The sequence below is a fragment of the uncultured Salegentibacter sp. genome (assembly GCF_963972535.1).
GTDB lineage: Bacteria > Bacteroidota > Bacteroidia > Flavobacteriales > Flavobacteriaceae > Salegentibacter.
Genome location: NZ_CAXAVR010000019.1, coordinates 1 through 17,316 on the forward strand (window position 1 = coordinate 1; position 17,316 = coordinate 17,316).

The window sequence follows — 17,316 nt, forward strand, 5'->3', positions numbered from 1 at the left end:
CCGGCCATTACCGGGTTTACTCCCAGCCGGAAACGAGTTTTTGGTGCTGTGTAGGTTCCGGAATTGAAAATCACGGGAAGTATAACCAGTTTATTTACACTCATTCCGAAAATGAATTGTATGTAAATCTTTTTATTTCTTCAACCTTAAAGTGGAAAGAACAAGATGTAGAAATACTGCAGCAAACTGATTTTCCTAAAGAAGAAACCACGAACCTTGGCATTAAGACTGAGGAACCGAAAAATTTTATTCTTAATCTCAGGTATCCTTCCTGGGTAAAAAAAGATCAGTTTAAAATATTTATAAATGAAGAATCTTTTGCAGTAAATCAGGAGCCGGGTTCTTATGTAGGCATTAACCGAACCTGGAAAAACGGAGATAAAATAAAAGTGGAATTACCTATGCATATTACTGCTGAAAAACTTCCCGATGGTTCAGATTATGCCGCGATAAAATATGGGCCAATTGTTTTAGGAACAAAAACCGGGGAGCAAGATCAAAAAGGAATTTTTGCTGATGATAGTCGGGGTGGCCATATTGCAGATGGTACTCAAATACCAAGCTCTCAAATGCCTGTATTTTTATCTGAAAATCTAGAAGATCTGGTGAAGAAAGTCAGAAAAAATCCAGGTGAAAATCTAAGTTTTTCAATCTCAGAGGGGATCTATCCAGAAAAGTTTAAGGCACAGGAATTTATTCCTTTTTATAATATTCACGAGTCCAGATATGCCATTTATCTTGCACTGGAAACGAAAGAAAGTTACCAGAAAAAACAAAAAGACTTAAAGGAAAAGGAAATCGTTGAGCGTGAACTGGAAGCAAATACCATAGACAGGGTAGTTCCCGGTGAACAACAACCGGAGTCAGATCATTTTATTCAAAGTAAAGATTCTAACACCGGCGTTCATCAAGATCGTCATTGGCGTGATGCTACGGGATGGTTTAGTTACGATTTAAAAGATACGGAGAATAATGCCAAAAAACTTCAAATTACTTATTACGGAAAAGATGCAAATAGGGAATTCAGTATTTATATAAATGATAAAGTTCTGGCGGAAGAAAATTTTAATGGCGAAGAAGGCGACCAATTTTTTTCTAAAGAATATAAACTGCCAAACAATTTAGAATATAATGAAGAGGAAAAAATCACCATACGTTTTGAAGCCAAATCGGGTTCCAGAACAGCAGGGATTTATGATGTGAGATTATTAAAAGAATAAAAATAAAGAAGATTTAAAAGAAAATGAAGAATTACGTTATAGGCCTGGATTACGGTACCGACTCTGTTCGTGCGGTACTTGTAGACACAGGGAGTGGAGAAGAATTGGCCACTGATACATTTTATTATCCGCAATGGCGTGATAAGAAATATTGTGATGCAGCAATCAACCAGTTTCGCCAACACCCGGCAGACCATATTGAAGGCTTAGAAAAAACAATTAAAGGTGTTTTAGCAAAAACCAATATTGATGGTTCCGCTGTAAAAGGAATTTGTATTGATACTACCGGGTCCTCACCAATTGCGGTTACAAAGGAAGGTACTCCGCTGGCATTTGAAGAAGGTTTTAAAGAGAATCCAAACGTGATGATGGTTCTTTGGAAAGACCACACCGCCATTAACGAGGCCAATGAAATCAACGAATTGGCCAGGACCTGGGGCGGGGAAGATTTTACCAAATACGAAGGTGGAATTTATTCTTCTGAATGGTTTTGGGCAAAAATTGCGCATGTAATTCGTGAAGATGAAGCCGTGAAAAATGCCGTCTATTCCTGGATGGAACATTGCGATCTAATGACGTTTATGCTTATTGAAAATCAGGATTTAGCTTCTTTTAAACGAAGCCGTTGTGCTGCCGGTCACAAAGCGATGTGGCACGAAAGCTGGGGCGGACTTCCCCCTAAAGATTTCCTTAATCAACTGGATCCCTACTTAGGCGAATTAAGAGATAGATTATATACAGAAACCTATACTTCAGATGAGGTTGCCGGAAATCTAAGTGCAGCCTGGGCCGAAAAGCTTGGACTTTCTACCGATTGTGTGATCGCGGTTGGAACCTTTGATGCTCACTCCGGGGCGGTTGGTGCAAAAATAGATAAGCACACCTTAGTTCGCGTAATGGGAACTTCTACCTGTGATATTATCGTTTCAGAACAGGAAAATGTTGGAGATAAAACCGTTCGCGGAATCTGCGGACAGGTAGATGGATCGGTAATTCCTAAAATGATTGGTCTTGAAGCTGGGCAGTCAGCTTTTGGTGATGTGTTGGCCTGGTTTAAAGATGTACTTAACTGGCCTTTAGAAAACCTGGTTTTTAATTCAACTATTATTTCCGAAGAACAAAAAGCAAAACTTAGAGATGAAATTGATAAAGATTTCATTAAAAAACTTTCTGAAGCAGCCGAAGAAATTCCGCTTTCAGAAAGTATTCCTATTGCCTTAGACTGGATAAACGGGAGAAGAACTCCTGATGCTAACCAGGAGTTAAAAAGTGCGATTACCAAACTTTCGCTTGGTTCAAAAGCACCTCATATTTTTAAAGCGCTTATCAATGCCATTTGCTTTGGTTCCAAACAAATTGTAGATCGTTTTGAAGAAGAAGGAGTAAAAATAAATAGCGTAATTGGTATTGGGGGAGTAGCAAGAAAATCGCCTTTTATTATGCAAACCCTAGCCAACGTCTTGAATATGCCCATAAAAGTTGCTTCTTCAGATGAAGCTCCTGCGCTTGGTGCTGCGGTTTACGCAGCTGTTGCTGCGGGGCTTTATCCAAATGTAATCGAGGCCAGTAAAAAACTGGGTAGCGATTTTGAAGCCGAATATCATCCTGAACCGGAAGCTTTGGATACTTACGCCAGTTTAATGGAAGAATATAAAGAATTGGGCGCTTTTGTTGAAAACAATATTAACCGAAAATCTACCGTAAATGAGCTCTAAATATAAAGCACTTAAACAGGAATGTTACGAAGCCAATATGGAACTTGATACCTTAAATCTGGTGATCTACACTTTCGGAAACGTAAGTGCTGTAGATCGTGAAAAAAAGGTTTTTGCAATTAAGCCAAGTGGCGTTCCTTATGATGAATTAAAACCGGAAGACATTGTAATTCTGGATTTTGATAATAATGTGATTGAAGGTGAAATGAGACCTTCTTCTGATACCAAAACCCACGCTTTTCTTTATAAAAACTGGGAAAACATTGGCGGAATCGCCCATACTCACGCTACATATTCTGTAGCCTGGGCACAGTCGCAATTAGATATTCCTATTTTTGGAACTACTCACGCCGATCATCTTACCGCCGATATTCCTTGCGCACCACCAATGCGTGATGAACTAATAGAAGGGAATTACGAACATAATACCGGTATCCAGATTTTGGATTGTTTTAAAGATAAAAAGCTTTCTTACGAGGAAGTGCCTATGGTGTTAATAGGTAATCACGGTCCCTTTACCTGGGGAAAAAATGCCGCTAAAGCTGTGTACAATAGTAAAGTTTTGGAAGAAGTAGCTAAGATGGCATTGCTTACCAAACAAATTAATCCGGAAGCACCTAGGATGAAAGATTCCTTAATCAAAAAACATTACGAACGTAAACACGGCAAAAATGCCTATTACGGCCAAAATTAATATCTACCCTAATAATCACCTCACAGGCTTCAAAAACCTGTGGGGTTTTTTAAAAAACTAAATAATTCTGAATTCAAATGATAAATATAGAAGCAAAAGAAATATGGTTCGTCACCGGGAGCCAGCATTTATACGGCGATGAAACCTTAAACCAGGTTGCAGCCGATTCAAAAGCAATTGTAAACGGACTTAATGAATCGAAACATCTTCCGCTAAAAATAGTATGGAAGGATACCGTGAAGACGGCCGATGAGATCACTGATATTTGTCAGGACGCCAATGCCAATAAAAACTGTATTGGAATCGTAGCCTGGATGCATACTTTTTCGCCTGCCAAAATGTGGATTAAAGGGCTAAGTTTACTTAAAAAGCCACTTTGCCATTTGCATACGCAATTTAATGCTGAAATTCCGTGGGGTAGAATTGATATGGATTATATGAATCTTCATCAGTCAGCTCACGGAGATAGGGAATTTGGTTTTATGATGAGTAGAATGCGTAAAAAGCGCAAAGTAATTGTTGGCCATTGGAAGACCGATCGCGTTCAGCAAAAACTTGGGATTTGGTCTCGAGTGGTTTTAGGTTGGGACGAACTTCAGCATCTAAAAGTGGCACGTATTGGCGATAATATGCGGAATGTAGCCGTTACCGAAGGTGATAAAGTGGCCGCTGAAATGAAATTTGGAATGGCCGTAAACGGTTATGATTCTTCAGAAGTGGTAGCGCATATTGATAAAATTTCAGAAGAAAAAATAAATGAATTACTGAAGAAATATGAAGCTGATTATAACTTAAGTCAGGACCTGAAAGAAGGTGGTGCACAAAGAGATTCTTTGATTGATGCCGCTAAAATTGAATTAGGATTAAGATCATTTTTAGACGAAGGTGGTTTTAAAGCTTTTACCGATACTTTTGAAAATCTTGGGAATCTCAAACAACTTCCTGGTATTGCCGTGCAACGCTTAATGGCAGATGGCTACGGTTTTGGCGCAGAAGGCGATTGGAAAACCGCAGCGCTTTTACGTGCTATGAAAGTTATGGCTGTTGGATTAGAAGAAGGAACTTCTTTTATGGAAGATTACACCTATCATTTCACCCCACAAAAATCTTATGTTTTAGGCTCACATATGTTGGAAATTTGTCCTTCAATTGCTGATACGAAGCCAACCTGTGAAGTTCATCCGCTTGGAATTGGAGGAAAAGAGGACCCCGTGAGATTGGTTTTCAACGCTCCAAAGGGCGATGCTTTAAATGCATCGTTAATAGATATGGGCAACAGATTTAGGCTAATTGTAAACGAAGTGGAAGCAGTTGCCCCGGAAGCCGATTTGCCAAATTTACCTGTAGCGCGTGTGCTTTGGGATGCAAAACCAAACCTTGAAGTTGCAGCTACTTCCTGGATTTTAGCAGGGGGAGCTCATCATACGGTGTATACCCAGGCATTAACCACTGAGTTTTTGGAAGATTTTGCCGATATAGCGGGGATTGAATTACTGGTTATAGACGAAAAAACCAGTATTAGGGAGTTCAAAGATAAAATAAACGCTAACGAGGCGTATTACCATATGTTTCAACACGGAATGTAATTTCTAACCTAACGCATCTAATTATGAGAATTTCAACAAATAATCTTTTCGGCTTCGGGATAGTTTTTCTGTCCTTGTTTTTTATTCAGTGTAAAAATAGCGACAAGGAAGCTGAAACTAAAGAAAATGAAATGAATACCGAAAAAAGCCAAAAAACGGAAATGCAAAAAGAAGACTACGGTACCACTTCTGATGGTGAAAAAGTAGCGAAATATACGCTTACCAACGAAAATGGTATGGAAGTGAAAATAATCACGTATGGTGGTAGAATTACTTCTTTAAAAGCTCCCAATAAGAACGACGAATTTGAGAATGTGGTTTTAGGATTTGATTCTTTAGAGCAATACATGAAAGACAATCCGTTTTTTGGAGCTCTAATTGGCCGTTTTGGAAACCGCATTGCAAATGGAAAATTCACCTTAGATGGTGAAGAGTATACTTTGGCTCAAAATGACGGACAGAACCATTTGCACGGTGGGGAAAAAGGTTTTGATAAAGTGGTTTGGACTGTAGATGATGCCAGTGCAAATTCCCTTAGCCTTTCTTATATAAGTGAAGATATGGAGGAAGGTTATCCTGGAACCCTGGAAACTACGGTTGTTTACACTTTAACTGAGGATAACGCCCTGGAAGTTGATTATAATGCGACAACCGATAAGAAAACCGTATTGAATTTAACCCAGCACGCTTATTTTAACCTTTCAGGAGACTTTTCTGAAACTATTTTAGATCATAAAATTGAAATAAATGCTGATGAATTTTTACCGGTAAACGAAACTTTGATCCCAACTGGTGAACTAAAGGATGTGGCAGGAACTCCTTTTGATTTCCGGGAGGCGAAAACCGTGGAACAGCATATTGAGGAAAAAGATGAACAATTACAACGCGGGCAGGGTTACGATCATTGCTGGGTGTTAAACGAGCAGGATAGTGGGATGCGCTTTGCAGCTTCAGCTTATCACGAAGAAAGTGGTAGAATTCTGGAGGTTCACACCAATGAGCCGGGAATTCAGTTTTATTCAGGGAATTTTCTAGACGGGACACTTCCCCAGGCAGATGGCGAAGGAAACTACGGTCATAGAAGTGGCTTTTGTCTTGAAACGCAACATTACCCAGATTCTCCAAATCAGGAAGGTTTTCCTTCTGTAGTATTGGAGCCGGGAGAGACTTATTCTTCAAAAACCAGTTTTAAATTTTCAGTAAAATAAGTTTATGAAAGCATTAGATATTTATGACTGGATTGCGATTAGCCTGTACTTTTTGGTGTTAGCAGGAATTGCCTTTTGGGTAATAAGAAAAAAACAGTCTAATACCGAAGATTATTTTCTTGCCGGGAGAAATGTAGGTTGGTTTGTAGTTGGCGCATCAATTTTTGCATCCAATATTGGTTCAGAACACGTTGTTGGTCTTGCCGGTGCCGGTGCGGGGAATAAGCTGCCAATGCTTATTTATGAAATACAGGCCTGGGTAGTGCTTATTCTTGGCTGGGTATTTTTACCATTTTACGCCAGGAGTGGTGTTTTTACAATGCCAGAATTTCTGGAAAAACGATTTGATGCCAGGTCAAGATGGGTGTTATCTGTATTTTCTATAATCGCCTATGTACTTACAAAAATCTCGGTAACAATTTATGCAGGTGGTATTGTGGTTTCTGCTTTACTCGGAATCAATTTCTGGACCGGAGCACTTTCTACGGTAATCTTAACCGGTATTTATACCGTTTTAGGCGGAATGCGGGCAGTTGTTTATACTGAAACCCTGCAAGCTATTATTCTTGTGCTTGGTGCTGCTGCCCTTACGTTTATCGGCTTAGATGAAGTAGGAGGTTGGGCAAGTATGAAAGAAACCGTAACGCCCGAATATCTTAATATGTGGCGCTCTGCTTCAGATCCCGATTTTCCCTGGCCATCACTGTTAATTACCAGTACAATTGTAGGTATTTGGTATTGGTGTACAGACCAGTATATTGTGCAACGTGCACTTACCGCAAAGAACATTAAAGAAGGAAGACGAGGAACTATTTTTGGCGCTTTGCTAAAATTACTTCCCGTATTCTTATTCTTAATTCCGGGTATTATCGCCCTTACGCTTAAGATGCGTGGAGAATTGCATTGGGATAGCCCAGATGAAGCTTTTCCTGTTTTGATGAGTAACTTGTTGCCTTCTGGATTACGCGGACTTGTAGCTGCCGGTTTACTGGCCGCTTTAATGAGTTCTCTAGCTTCAGTTTTTAATTCTTGTTCTACCTTATTTACGGTAGATATTTATAAAAAATTAAGACCGAATACCCCGGAGAAAAAACTGGTGAGAACCGGGCAAATCGCTACTGTGATTATCGTGATCATTGGAATTATTTGGATCCCGATTATGGCGAATATTTCCGGAGTTTTATATGAATATTTACAGAAAGTACAATCATATATCGCACCTCCAATTACCGCTGTATTCCTACTGGGTATTTTCTATAAGCGTATAAACGCACAGGGTGCTTTTGTGACTTTAGTTGTTGGATTTATTGTAGGAGCTCTCAGGATTATCCTGGAATTATTTAAAGATTCCTTAGATCCAGACGGGTTCTTATTCCTGGTAGGAGATATTAACTTTTTAACTTTCGCGGCCTGGTTCTTCCTTTTCTGTGTAGTGCTAATTACCGTGGTAAGTTTCTTAACCAGTATTCCTTCAAAAATTAAAACCGATAATCTTACGTTCCAGACAATTTCTGAAGAAGAAAAGAAAAACAACAAAAACAGCTATAACTGGGTTGATATTGTAGTTTCTATTCTTGTAGTAGTATTGGTTATTGGAGTGATGATTTTTTTTAACGGAAGATAATTGCTGAGTAATTAATTGCCCTAAAATGGCACTTATATAGATATATTAAAATCGACCAGGTTGAGTAGGAAGTATTGGAGATACCGATTAATAATAAGTGAACCTTAAAATGTGAATTATATTTTTTTGAATAACTAACTTTAAAACTAATTTATTATGTCTAACACACCAATTAACTTAGCGAAGTCTGCCATTTGGTCGATTTTATTTCTCGTTGCTGCATCGGGAATGGCGCAAGACGGAACAATCTACCCTCTTGAAACTCCTCAAGAACCTAATGCTATTCCGTTAGAAACAGGTGGGGTTGAAAATCAACCCGCTTCAGAAACCTGGTTTCGCCAGTGGGGAGATCCCATGGCAAGAAATATAACCAAAGCGACTCTTACTCCATTTCTGCCCGATCCTGAAAAAGCCAACGGAACAACTGTAATTGTAGCTCCCGGTGGGGGCTTTAGGTGGCTTTCTTTAGGTAATGAAGGTTGGGAAGTTGCCGAAGCGCTTGCAGAACAGGGAATCACCGCTTTTGTACTAAAATATCGCTTACACCCAACTCCTGAATCGCTGGATGATTTTAGGGCGTCCATGGAAAGACCTGCCACTCCTCCAGCCGAATCTTCAGACGACGAGCCGGAAACGCGCCCGGAAAGACCGCGCTCTAACCTTTCTAACCAACTCGAAGATGCCGAGGCTGCTTATGCTATGATCGTTGAGCGGGCTGAAGAATGGGGAGTTGATACAAGCAATATTGGTATGATGGGATTTTCGGCCGGTGCCGGTCTTACCATGCATTCAACACTTAATTCCAAAACCATGGACCTGGCATTTATCGCTCCAATCTATGGAGGTTTAAATGAAGTAGAAGTTCCAGAAGATGCTCCTCCTATGTTCAACGTTATTGCTGCCGATGATTTTCTCTTCTACGGGGAGTTTGGTTTAATCGAAGCCTGGCATAAGGCCGGTAAACCGGTGGAGTTTCACCTTTATCAAAACGGAGGCCATGGCTTCGGACTTGGAAATCCAGACCGTACCAGTAATCGCTGGTTTGATGCTTTTATTCACTGGTTGAAGGTTAATAAATTTCTTGTATCCAATTCTGAAGAATAATGTGAGGTTTTTTGTGTAATTTTAAATGCCTAACGACCTTTTCTTAACCAATTCTGGAGAAGAAAAAAAGTAATAAAACAACTATAACCGGGATGAAACTGTAGTTTTTGTCCCGGTTATAGTTGTTTTTCTAATAATCAGAAAAATATTTTAAAAACTAACTCTTATTAAACCAGCTTTTTAAACTTAAATTATGAAAATACCACAGGAATTCCAGATCAAAAACTTGCTTCATCAACAACACTACCTTAGTAATGGGGAATTGATTAAATGGAAGGGCCAGACAGATGAGGTTTATTCCACTATTTCTTCCACAGAGAAGTACAAACCAACTTTACTGGGTACTATTCCGCATATGGATAAAGATTCTGCGCTGGAAGTTTTAGATTCAGCTTGTAAAGCTTATGCCAAAGGGCAGGGCGACTGGCCTACCATGAAGGTTTCAGAGCGAATTTCCTGTATGCAGAATTTCGTAGCTGAAATGGAAACCAAACGGGAAGAAGTTGTAAAATATTTAATGTGGGAAATTGGTAAGTCACTCCCTGATTCTCGCAAAGAATTTGACCGAACAGTTGAATATATTAATGATACTATTGAAGATTATAAACAATTAGATCGTGATAGTGCTAAATTCTTTAAACGTGATGGTATTCACGCGCATATTCGCCGTGGTCCGCTTGGCGTGGTTTTATGTTTAGGGCCGTATAACTATCCTTTAAATGAAACTTTTGCCTTGTTAATTCCCGCTCTTATTATGGGGAATACGGTAATTTTTAAACCGGCAAAAAATGGAGTTCTACTTATTTCTCCACTTCTTGAAGCATTCAAAAACAGTTTTCCACCTGGGGTTGTAAATGTAATTTATGGTCGTGGTAGGGAAGTAGCAGCGCCTATCATGGCGGCAGGAAAAATTGATGTGTTAGCGCTTATTGGAAATAGCAAATCGGCTATCGCATTGCAGGATCAGCATCCTTATAAAAACCGTTTGCGTCTTGTTTTAGGTTTGGAAGCAAAAAATCCGGCCATTATTTTACCTGATGCCGATTTAGATCTTGCCATTGAAGAGTGTATTTCGGGGTCCTTATCCTTTAACGGGCAACGCTGTACCGCGCTTAAAATTATTTATGTTCACGAAGATGTAAGGGAGGAATTTAATAAGCGTTTTGCTAAAAAAGTAGATGCTTTAAAATTTGGGAATCCCTGGGAAGATGGCGTAAAACTTACTCCTTTGCCTGAAACCGATAAACCCGATTATATTAAAGAACTAATTGATGACGCCAGGGAAAAAGGTGCCGAAATCTTGAATGAAAAGGGTGGTGAAATTTCAGAAAATTATATCTATCCGGCAGTTCTTTTCCCGGTAAGCAAAAAAATGCGGGTTTACCAGGAAGAACAATTTGGTCCCGTGGTACCAATTAAACCTTTTACAGATATTCAGGAGATTTTAGATGAAATGGCTGATTCCAGCTATGGCCAACAGGTGAGTTTATTTGGTAAGGATATTCAGGAAATCGCCCCGCTTATAGATACACTTGTAAATTTGGTGTGTCGTGTAAATCTTAATAGCTCCTGCCAGCGTGGGCCAGATGTTTTTCCTTTTACAGGAAGAAAAGATTCCGCGGTAAGTACGCTAAGTGTTCACGATGCCTTAAGATCTTTCTCAATCAGGACTTTTGTAGCTTCAAAAGATAATGATTACAATAATGAGATCTTACAGGAATTATTAAACTCAAAAACTTCCAATTTTGTAAGTACAGATTATATCTTGTAGTGAGGTTTTTGTAAATTGAAAGAAGAAAAAAATTATATGAATTATAGAAAATTAGGAAAAACAGGTTTTGAAATTTCAGAGATTTCCCTCGGAACCTGGCAAATAGGTGGAAAGTGGGGATCAGATTTTAGTGATAAAACTGCTGAAAAAACTATTAATACCGCCATAGATAAAGGAATTAATTTTATTGATACGGCCGATGTTTACGAAGCCGGTTTAAGTGAAAAAGCCGTGGGCCGAGTGGTTAGATCCAGGTCTGAGCGTGTTTTTGTGGCTACCAAATGCGGAAGACAAATTAACCCGCATACGGCAGAGAATTATACGCCTGAAGCACTTACCGGCTATGTAGAAGAAAGCCTTAAAAGAACCGGTTTTGAAGCGCTAGATCTAATCCAGTTACACTGTCCACCCACCGATGTATATTATCGCCCTGAGATCTTTGAAACTTTTCAGAAATTAAAAGATCAGGGAAAAATATTGCATTTTGGGGTTAGTGTTGAAAAAGTTGAAGAGGCTTTAAAAGCGATTGAATATGATAATGTAGAAACCGTTCAAATTATATTTAATTTATTCCGGCAGCGACCTTCAGAGCTTTTCTTTGAACAGGCTAAAAAGAAGAATATCGGAATTATTGCCCGCGTTCCACTTGCCAGTGGTTTATTAACTGGTAAATTCGATAAAAATGCCAGTTTTGATAAAGAGGATCACCGAAATTTTAATCGAAATGGAGAAGCTTTCGATAAAGGCGAAACCTTTTCAGGAATAGACTTCGATCGTGGTTTAAAAGCGGTAGAAAAACTTAAAAAATTCTTTCCTGAAGTTCAAAACCTCGCTCCAATTGCGCTGCAATGGATACTTAAATTCCCTGAGGTTAGTTGTACTATCCCAGGAGCTTCAAAAGAAGAACAATTGCTGTCTAACCTATCTATCTATGACAGGCCGGAGCTAAGCAATGAAAAAATTAAAGAAATGAATAAAATCTATGATGAATATCTAAAACAGGATATTCACCACAGGTGGTAATTTTATTCCTGCAAGGTCTTTTTTTTGACCTTGTAGGTTTCCTAGTGATTATATACCTACGAGGTGTAAAAAAAACCTCGCAGGAAAAGACGAGAAAATCTACTTTATAAGTCAGTAGTTTAATTCACTTTTAAAAGCCTTTCCCTATCTTTAGGGAAAGGCTTTTTTATGAATACTATTAAATTAAGATTTTTATCGTTTTTTATCCTTATTTTGGGGGTGACTTCCTGTCGCTCTCAAAAAGAATTAATTAAAGAAGGGCAGGAACTGCAGCTAATTTCAAATGAATTTGAGTTTACCGAAGGTCCTGCTTCAGATGCTGAGGGCAATGTTTATTTTACCGATCAACCGAATAACAGTATCCATAAATGGTCTGCAGAAGATGGTGCTGTTTCGGTTTTTATGGAAAATTCGGGCCGGGCAAACGGACTTTATTTTGATTCAGAAGGAAACCTTCTAGCTGCTGCCGATGAAAATTCTGAAATATGGAAAATTAATGCTGAAAAAGAAGTTGAGGTTTTAATTGAATCTTTTGAAGGCAATCGTCTAAATGGTCCCAATGATTTATGGATTGCCCCGGGTGGCGGATTTTACTTTACAGATCCTTATTATCAACGGGATTACTGGGAACGTACCGAAAAGGAAATTGAAGAGGAGCGTGTTTACTATGTGAATGCGCAGGGCGAAATAAGTATTGTAGTAGATGATCTGATACAACCCAACGGAATTATTGGCACTCCAGATGGAAAAACCTTGTACATCGCCGATATTGGTGATAACAAAACCTATTCCTATAAAATTAATCCTGATGGAAGCCTTTCCGATAAAAAACTTTTTACTGAATTAGGTTCTGACGGGATGACTATAGACAATAGGGGCAACGTTTACCTTACCGGAAATGGCGTGACAGTTTTCGATAAATCGGGAAAAAAAATTCAACATATTCCAATAGATAAAGATTGGACAGCAAATGTGACTTTTGGTGGTAAAAACCAACAAACCCTTTTTATCACTGCTCAACAGGCTATTTACAGTCTGGAGATGAATGTAAAAGGGGTTCGCTGGTAATTTTTAAACCATATTTTTTTAGACCTGTGGCAATTTCCAGCCGTTATGATAATTAGCTTTTACCAAAGCATCTGCCTCACCATCCTTGAATGATCCAGATTCAGCATTCCAGTATAATTTTTTCCCGGTTTTATAGGCAATATTTCCCATATGTGCGGTTATTGCGGCAATACTACCGGTTTCTACGCCGCAGGTGAGTTTTGAACTATCGTTTGCTCGAATAGCTGATACAAAATTTTCGGCGTGATTTTCCAGGGCGTTTCCTTGTGGAGTAATTAGATCTATTCTTTTGGTTTTGGTCACCCATTCATCATTTTTATTTTCTCCTTCAGGAATAACTTCCCAGCCATCACGGTTTACTACTAAGGTGCCGTTATTTCCAATAAAGGCTATCCCTTCAGCTCTTCCGTAGTTTCCTCCATCTATACCTGTGGCGTGCTCCCACAAGAGGTTAAAACTTTCAAATTCATAGACGGTTTGTAGTGTATCAGGAGTTTCAGAAGCATCGTTGGGATAAGCAAATTTTCCGCCCGAAGCTAAAATAGATTTTGGTGCTTTTGCTCCCATAGCATAAAGTGCGATGTCAATTTCATGCACGCCCCAATCGGTCATTAAACCACCGGCGTAATCCCAAAACCATCTAAAATTAAAATGAAATCTATTTTCGTTAAACGGCCTATCTGGTGCAGGCCCCAACCACATCTGGTAATCTACTCCCTCTGGAGGAGTGGAATTGGGTTTAACCGGCACTGGATTCATCCAGCCCTGATATGCCCAGCATTTTACTAAACGAATTTGCCCAAGTTCACCAGATTGCGCATAGTTAATAGCATCATCATAATGTTTCCCGCTTCGTTGCCATTGGCCAACCTGAACCATTTTATTATACTTCCTGCCTGCATCAAGCATTACATTGCATTCTTCAATACTGTTAGCCAAAGGTTTTTCTACATATACGTGTTTATCAGCCTGTAGGGCATCTACCATATTTAAGCAATGCCAATGGTCTGGCGTGCCTATAATTACCGCATCAATATCTTTGTTTTCCAACATTTTGCGATAATCTTTATACTGTTTTGGTGCCTTGCCACTTATTTCTTTTATCTGGGCAGATCTTTCATCTAAAACACGCTGGTCTATATCTGCCAGTGCTACACAATTTATATTAGGTAATTTTAAATGTGCCTGTATATTCGCCCAACCCATTCCTTTACAACCAATTACCCCAAAATTAACCGTATCATTTGCTGAAAAAATAGAAATGGGATTTGCTAAAAGTGATCCAGATAAACTTAAACCGGCTGTGGCCAATGCCGTTTGTTGCAAAAATTTTCGTCTTGGGAGGTTGCTCATCTTGTTTTTAATTAAATGGTTTTACACTAATGAATATACTATTTTTTAATTGGCTGGAATCAGGTTTTTAAAGCTGAAAATCTTCTTCAATTTTGTTTATTTAGCAGTTTTGCTCTCTGGTGGGCCTAAATAAGATTCTCCTATTTCTCCTTTTCTAATAATTATTTTCTGAAGCGCAATTCCAGAATCTATAGCCCAAATTTTCAACGTATGATTTCCTTTTTCTTCAAGATTTAATTCTGAAGTTACCCTGGTAATATTATTCCCTACAGAAGTACCCCAATCATCTTTAGTATCCTGATGCAGATTAATAATCTGCGGTTCTTTATCATCAATGGAATACGCAAATCTTAACCCTCCCTTATTATGAAAATCGAGTGTAGGAGAAAGCAGGAATTCTATTTTCATTTTTCCTGTGCTTAAATTATGAAAATCATATGCCAGGTATGGATTATCTTTTGACCATTCGCCGTGGGTTGGGGTTTTAGCAAAAGCAGTCATTGTTGAGCCTGTTTTTCCTAAATTCGGCACTAAAGTCCATCCTTGTTCGTCATTGCCTTTTTCGCTATAATTGGCAGCTTCTATCCCAATATAATTGTTGCTTTCTACAAAACCTTTTATGTTTCCAGGACTGAGGTTATGGATTGGAACTTCAATTTTAACTGATTTTCTGCCCTGCTGAATACTAAAATTTCCTGTGGATTTTCCCTTTGGGGCCTTATTCCAATCAATACTTATAGAAAGCCTTTTTTGATCTGAAACTGAACCAGATTCTTCTGAAACCTGAATCCATTTATCCTTTTTCTTGACTTTAAAATCGAAAGTTCCTTTTCCTTTATTAAAGATTTCAACATAAGATTTTTGATCTGCTATTGAAGTAAATTCTGGCAGTCTTGCCGTTTCATTTGAAGCGGGCCAGGATTCTTTAGAACCTTCAATTGCAACACCCATTTCAGGTTTTTTAGCAACTTCAATGGTTTTAACCTCTGGCATTACCTGTTCTTCGGGTTGTTGCCAGTAAGTGTAACCAATATGAGTTTGCGACATCATATGGTTCCATTTGCCATCGGCGATATTGTGATATTCTTCGGTTAATGCTGAATCTTTGCTATATAATTCTTTTACTTTTTCAGCATAAGAATTTGCTAGAGCACGACCTTGCTCCGCATACAATCGGTTTTTGGCGGTGGCCACATACAATTCATTTAAATTGGCCGATGCTTTAACCGGAAACAAAACCAATTGATAATAGGCGTCTTTATATTCCGCAGGAAGTCTATTGTTTATTTCTTCTGCTTTTTCAACTAATTTATTATAATCTTTCACTACGTTTTCCGCTTCGTTATAATTGACTAAACTATAAGTCTCCGGACTCAACATTTCAGGTTTTCTGCGACTATTATACTTAGTGTATGTATCTAAGATTTCACCGATTTTTGAAGAATATTCATCCCCGAATAGTTTTTTAGCCCAATCTTTCGAATAATCCTGAAGTCCATTGGCATCTATAGCTTCCGGATCCCAGGCAAAATCTAAAAAGAAACTAATTGGAAATTCCATAGGTTTTAAATCGCCTACGTTTACCACCCATAATTCGGTAGCGTCATATTGATACGCAAGATTCATTTGCTCCCAAACTCGCTCAATTTGGGTGGTATTTAACCATTTATAATTTCTTGGACCACCTACATAATCAAAATGATAATAAATTCCGTAGCCACCTTCTCGAGCCTTATCTGCAGGATCTGGTAATTTTCTAATATTTCCCCAATTGTCATCAGCAAGGAGCAAAGTCACGTCATCTGGAACTCGCATTCCCTGGTCGTAATAATCCTGAACTTCTTTATAAAGTGCCCAAACCTGCGGGGTTTCGCTGGCGGGTTTGCCAGTTACATCAGCAATAATTTCCCGCTGATCTGCAACAATTGTTTCCAGTAATTCTATCGCAGTACCTTCGGTCATTGGTTCGTCCCCCTCGCCGCGCATTCCAATGGTTACCAAATTTTCGAAATCCTGATTTCTTTCAAAACCATCTCTCCAAAAATCACGTAAACCTTCAGCATTGGTTTGGTAATCCCACTCGCCGTTCCCGTAATTTTCGCGATGCGTGCCCCATTCTTTTTGCGCCCTAACCATAGGCTCGTGATGAGATGTTCCCATTACAATCCCATATTTATCGGCTAAGACCGGATTTTTAGGATCGTCTTCATTAAAAGCTTTTCCCCACATGGCAGGCCATAAATAATTTCCTTTTAAACGCAGAATAAGTTTAAAAACCTGTTCATACATTTTGCTATTTATGCCACCAAATTTTTCCCGGGCCCAATTTCCAAGTCCAGGTTCTTCATCATTTATAAAAATTCCGCGGTATTTAACTTTTGGGGTTCCCGATGTATAGCTTCCTGGTTTTACATATAATTGCTCTACTTTTTTAACCGGAACATCTGCCCACCAGTGCCACGGAGAAACTCCCATTTTTTCTGAAAGATCAAACATTCCAAAAATAGTTCCTCGTTTATCGCTGCCAGCAATTACCAAAGCTTTTTCTACTCCCGGCGATGGATTTTCAACCACTTCAATTAAGAAGTTTTCCCATTTTCCTTCTATTTCAGAAACGTCCAACTTAGCGCTGGTAATTAACTCATCAATCAATTTACTTTTTCCAATAGTTCCAATAATTACCGGGTACTTTCCATTGATTTCTTCTGAATAAATTTCAGGCTCATTGCCGGTTACTATTTTGAAATCTGTTTGTAGATCTTCAGCAACTAAATGAACTCCCTCGTGATCTTCTGAGTCTAAAAATAGCCTTACAGAATTTAATGGAAAAGCCTTTTCAACCTTCTCAAAACTTACATAATCCTTTTGCGCAAAAGCAATTTGGAGAAAGCCGAAACAAAGAAAAAGAGAGCAAACTTTTTGCAAATTGATAATTGATGGTTTTGGCATT

12 protein-coding genes are annotated in these 17,316 nt (G+C 38.8%); 10 read left to right on the forward strand and 2 right to left on the reverse strand.

The window, feature by feature from the left end; translation table 11 throughout:
* The 10 genes from AACZ30_RS04285 to AACZ30_RS04330 all read left to right on the forward strand — a co-directional run.
* On the forward strand, positions 1-1,220 hold a 1,220-nt coding region (locus tag AACZ30_RS04285), incomplete at its 5' end, for a DUF6805 domain-containing protein (protein WP_339647912.1).
* A gap of 23 nt (positions 1,221-1,243) precedes the next feature.
* Complete coding sequence (locus AACZ30_RS04290) at positions 1,244-2,935, forward strand: ribulokinase (protein WP_339647913.1); 1,692 nt, start codon at positions 1,244-1,246, stop codon at positions 2,933-2,935.
* The gene (locus tag AACZ30_RS04295; RefSeq protein ID WP_339647914.1) at positions 2,925-3,629 is read left to right on the forward strand and encodes an L-ribulose-5-phosphate 4-epimerase; all 705 of its coding nucleotides are present in this window, start codon (positions 2,925-2,927) and stop codon (positions 3,627-3,629) included. Before AACZ30_RS04290 ends, AACZ30_RS04295 begins: the two co-directional genes overlap by 11 nt.
* Before the next feature lie 77 nt (positions 3,630-3,706).
* The gene (gene araA / locus AACZ30_RS04300) at positions 3,707-5,215 is read left to right on the forward strand and encodes an L-arabinose isomerase (protein WP_339647915.1); all 1,509 of its coding nucleotides are present in this window, start codon (positions 3,707-3,709) and stop codon (positions 5,213-5,215) included.
* 23 nt (positions 5,216-5,238) lie between these two features.
* Complete coding sequence (locus AACZ30_RS04305; protein ID WP_339647916.1) at positions 5,239-6,423, forward strand: aldose epimerase family protein; 1,185 nt, start codon at positions 5,239-5,241, stop codon at positions 6,421-6,423.
* Positions 6,424-6,427: 4 nt separating this feature from the next.
* On the forward strand, positions 6,428-8,047 hold the full coding sequence (locus tag AACZ30_RS04310; protein ID WP_339647917.1) for a sodium:solute symporter: 1,620 nt from the start codon (positions 6,428-6,430) through the stop codon (positions 8,045-8,047).
* A 156-nt stretch (positions 8,048-8,203) separates the two neighbouring features.
* Positions 8,204-9,151 (forward strand): alpha/beta hydrolase, encoded by a 948-nt coding sequence (locus AACZ30_RS04315; RefSeq protein ID WP_339647918.1) that lies wholly within the window; start codon positions 8,204-8,206, stop codon positions 9,149-9,151.
* Between the two features lie 193 nt (positions 9,152-9,344).
* Positions 9,345-10,922 (forward strand): NADP-dependent glyceraldehyde-3-phosphate dehydrogenase, encoded by a 1,578-nt coding sequence (locus tag AACZ30_RS04320; RefSeq protein WP_339647920.1) that lies wholly within the window; start codon positions 9,345-9,347, stop codon positions 10,920-10,922.
* 36 nt (positions 10,923-10,958) lie between these two features.
* Positions 10,959-11,945 carry an aldo/keto reductase gene (locus tag AACZ30_RS04325; RefSeq protein ID WP_339647921.1) on the forward strand — a complete coding sequence of 329 codons (987 nt, stop codon included), beginning with the start codon at positions 10,959-10,961 and terminating at the stop codon, positions 11,943-11,945.
* Positions 11,946-12,113: 168 nt separating this feature from the next.
* Positions 12,114-13,013 carry an SMP-30/gluconolactonase/LRE family protein gene (locus AACZ30_RS04330; RefSeq protein WP_339647922.1) on the forward strand — a complete coding sequence of 300 codons (900 nt, stop codon included), beginning with the start codon at positions 12,114-12,116 and terminating at the stop codon, positions 13,011-13,013.
* 18 nt (positions 13,014-13,031) lie between these two features.
* On the opposite strand, the gene AACZ30_RS04335 is transcribed toward AACZ30_RS04330, so the two are convergent.
* A complete protein-coding gene (locus tag AACZ30_RS04335; RefSeq protein WP_339647923.1) occupies positions 13,032-14,366 on the reverse strand; it encodes a Gfo/Idh/MocA family oxidoreductase in 1,335 nt (444 codons plus the stop codon).
* 96 nt (positions 14,367-14,462) lie between these two features.
* Positions 14,463-17,315 (reverse strand): glycosyl hydrolase 115 family protein, encoded by a 2,853-nt coding sequence (locus AACZ30_RS04340; protein ID WP_339647924.1) that lies wholly within the window; start codon positions 17,313-17,315, stop codon positions 14,463-14,465.
* Position 17,316 lies beyond the last annotated feature (1 nt).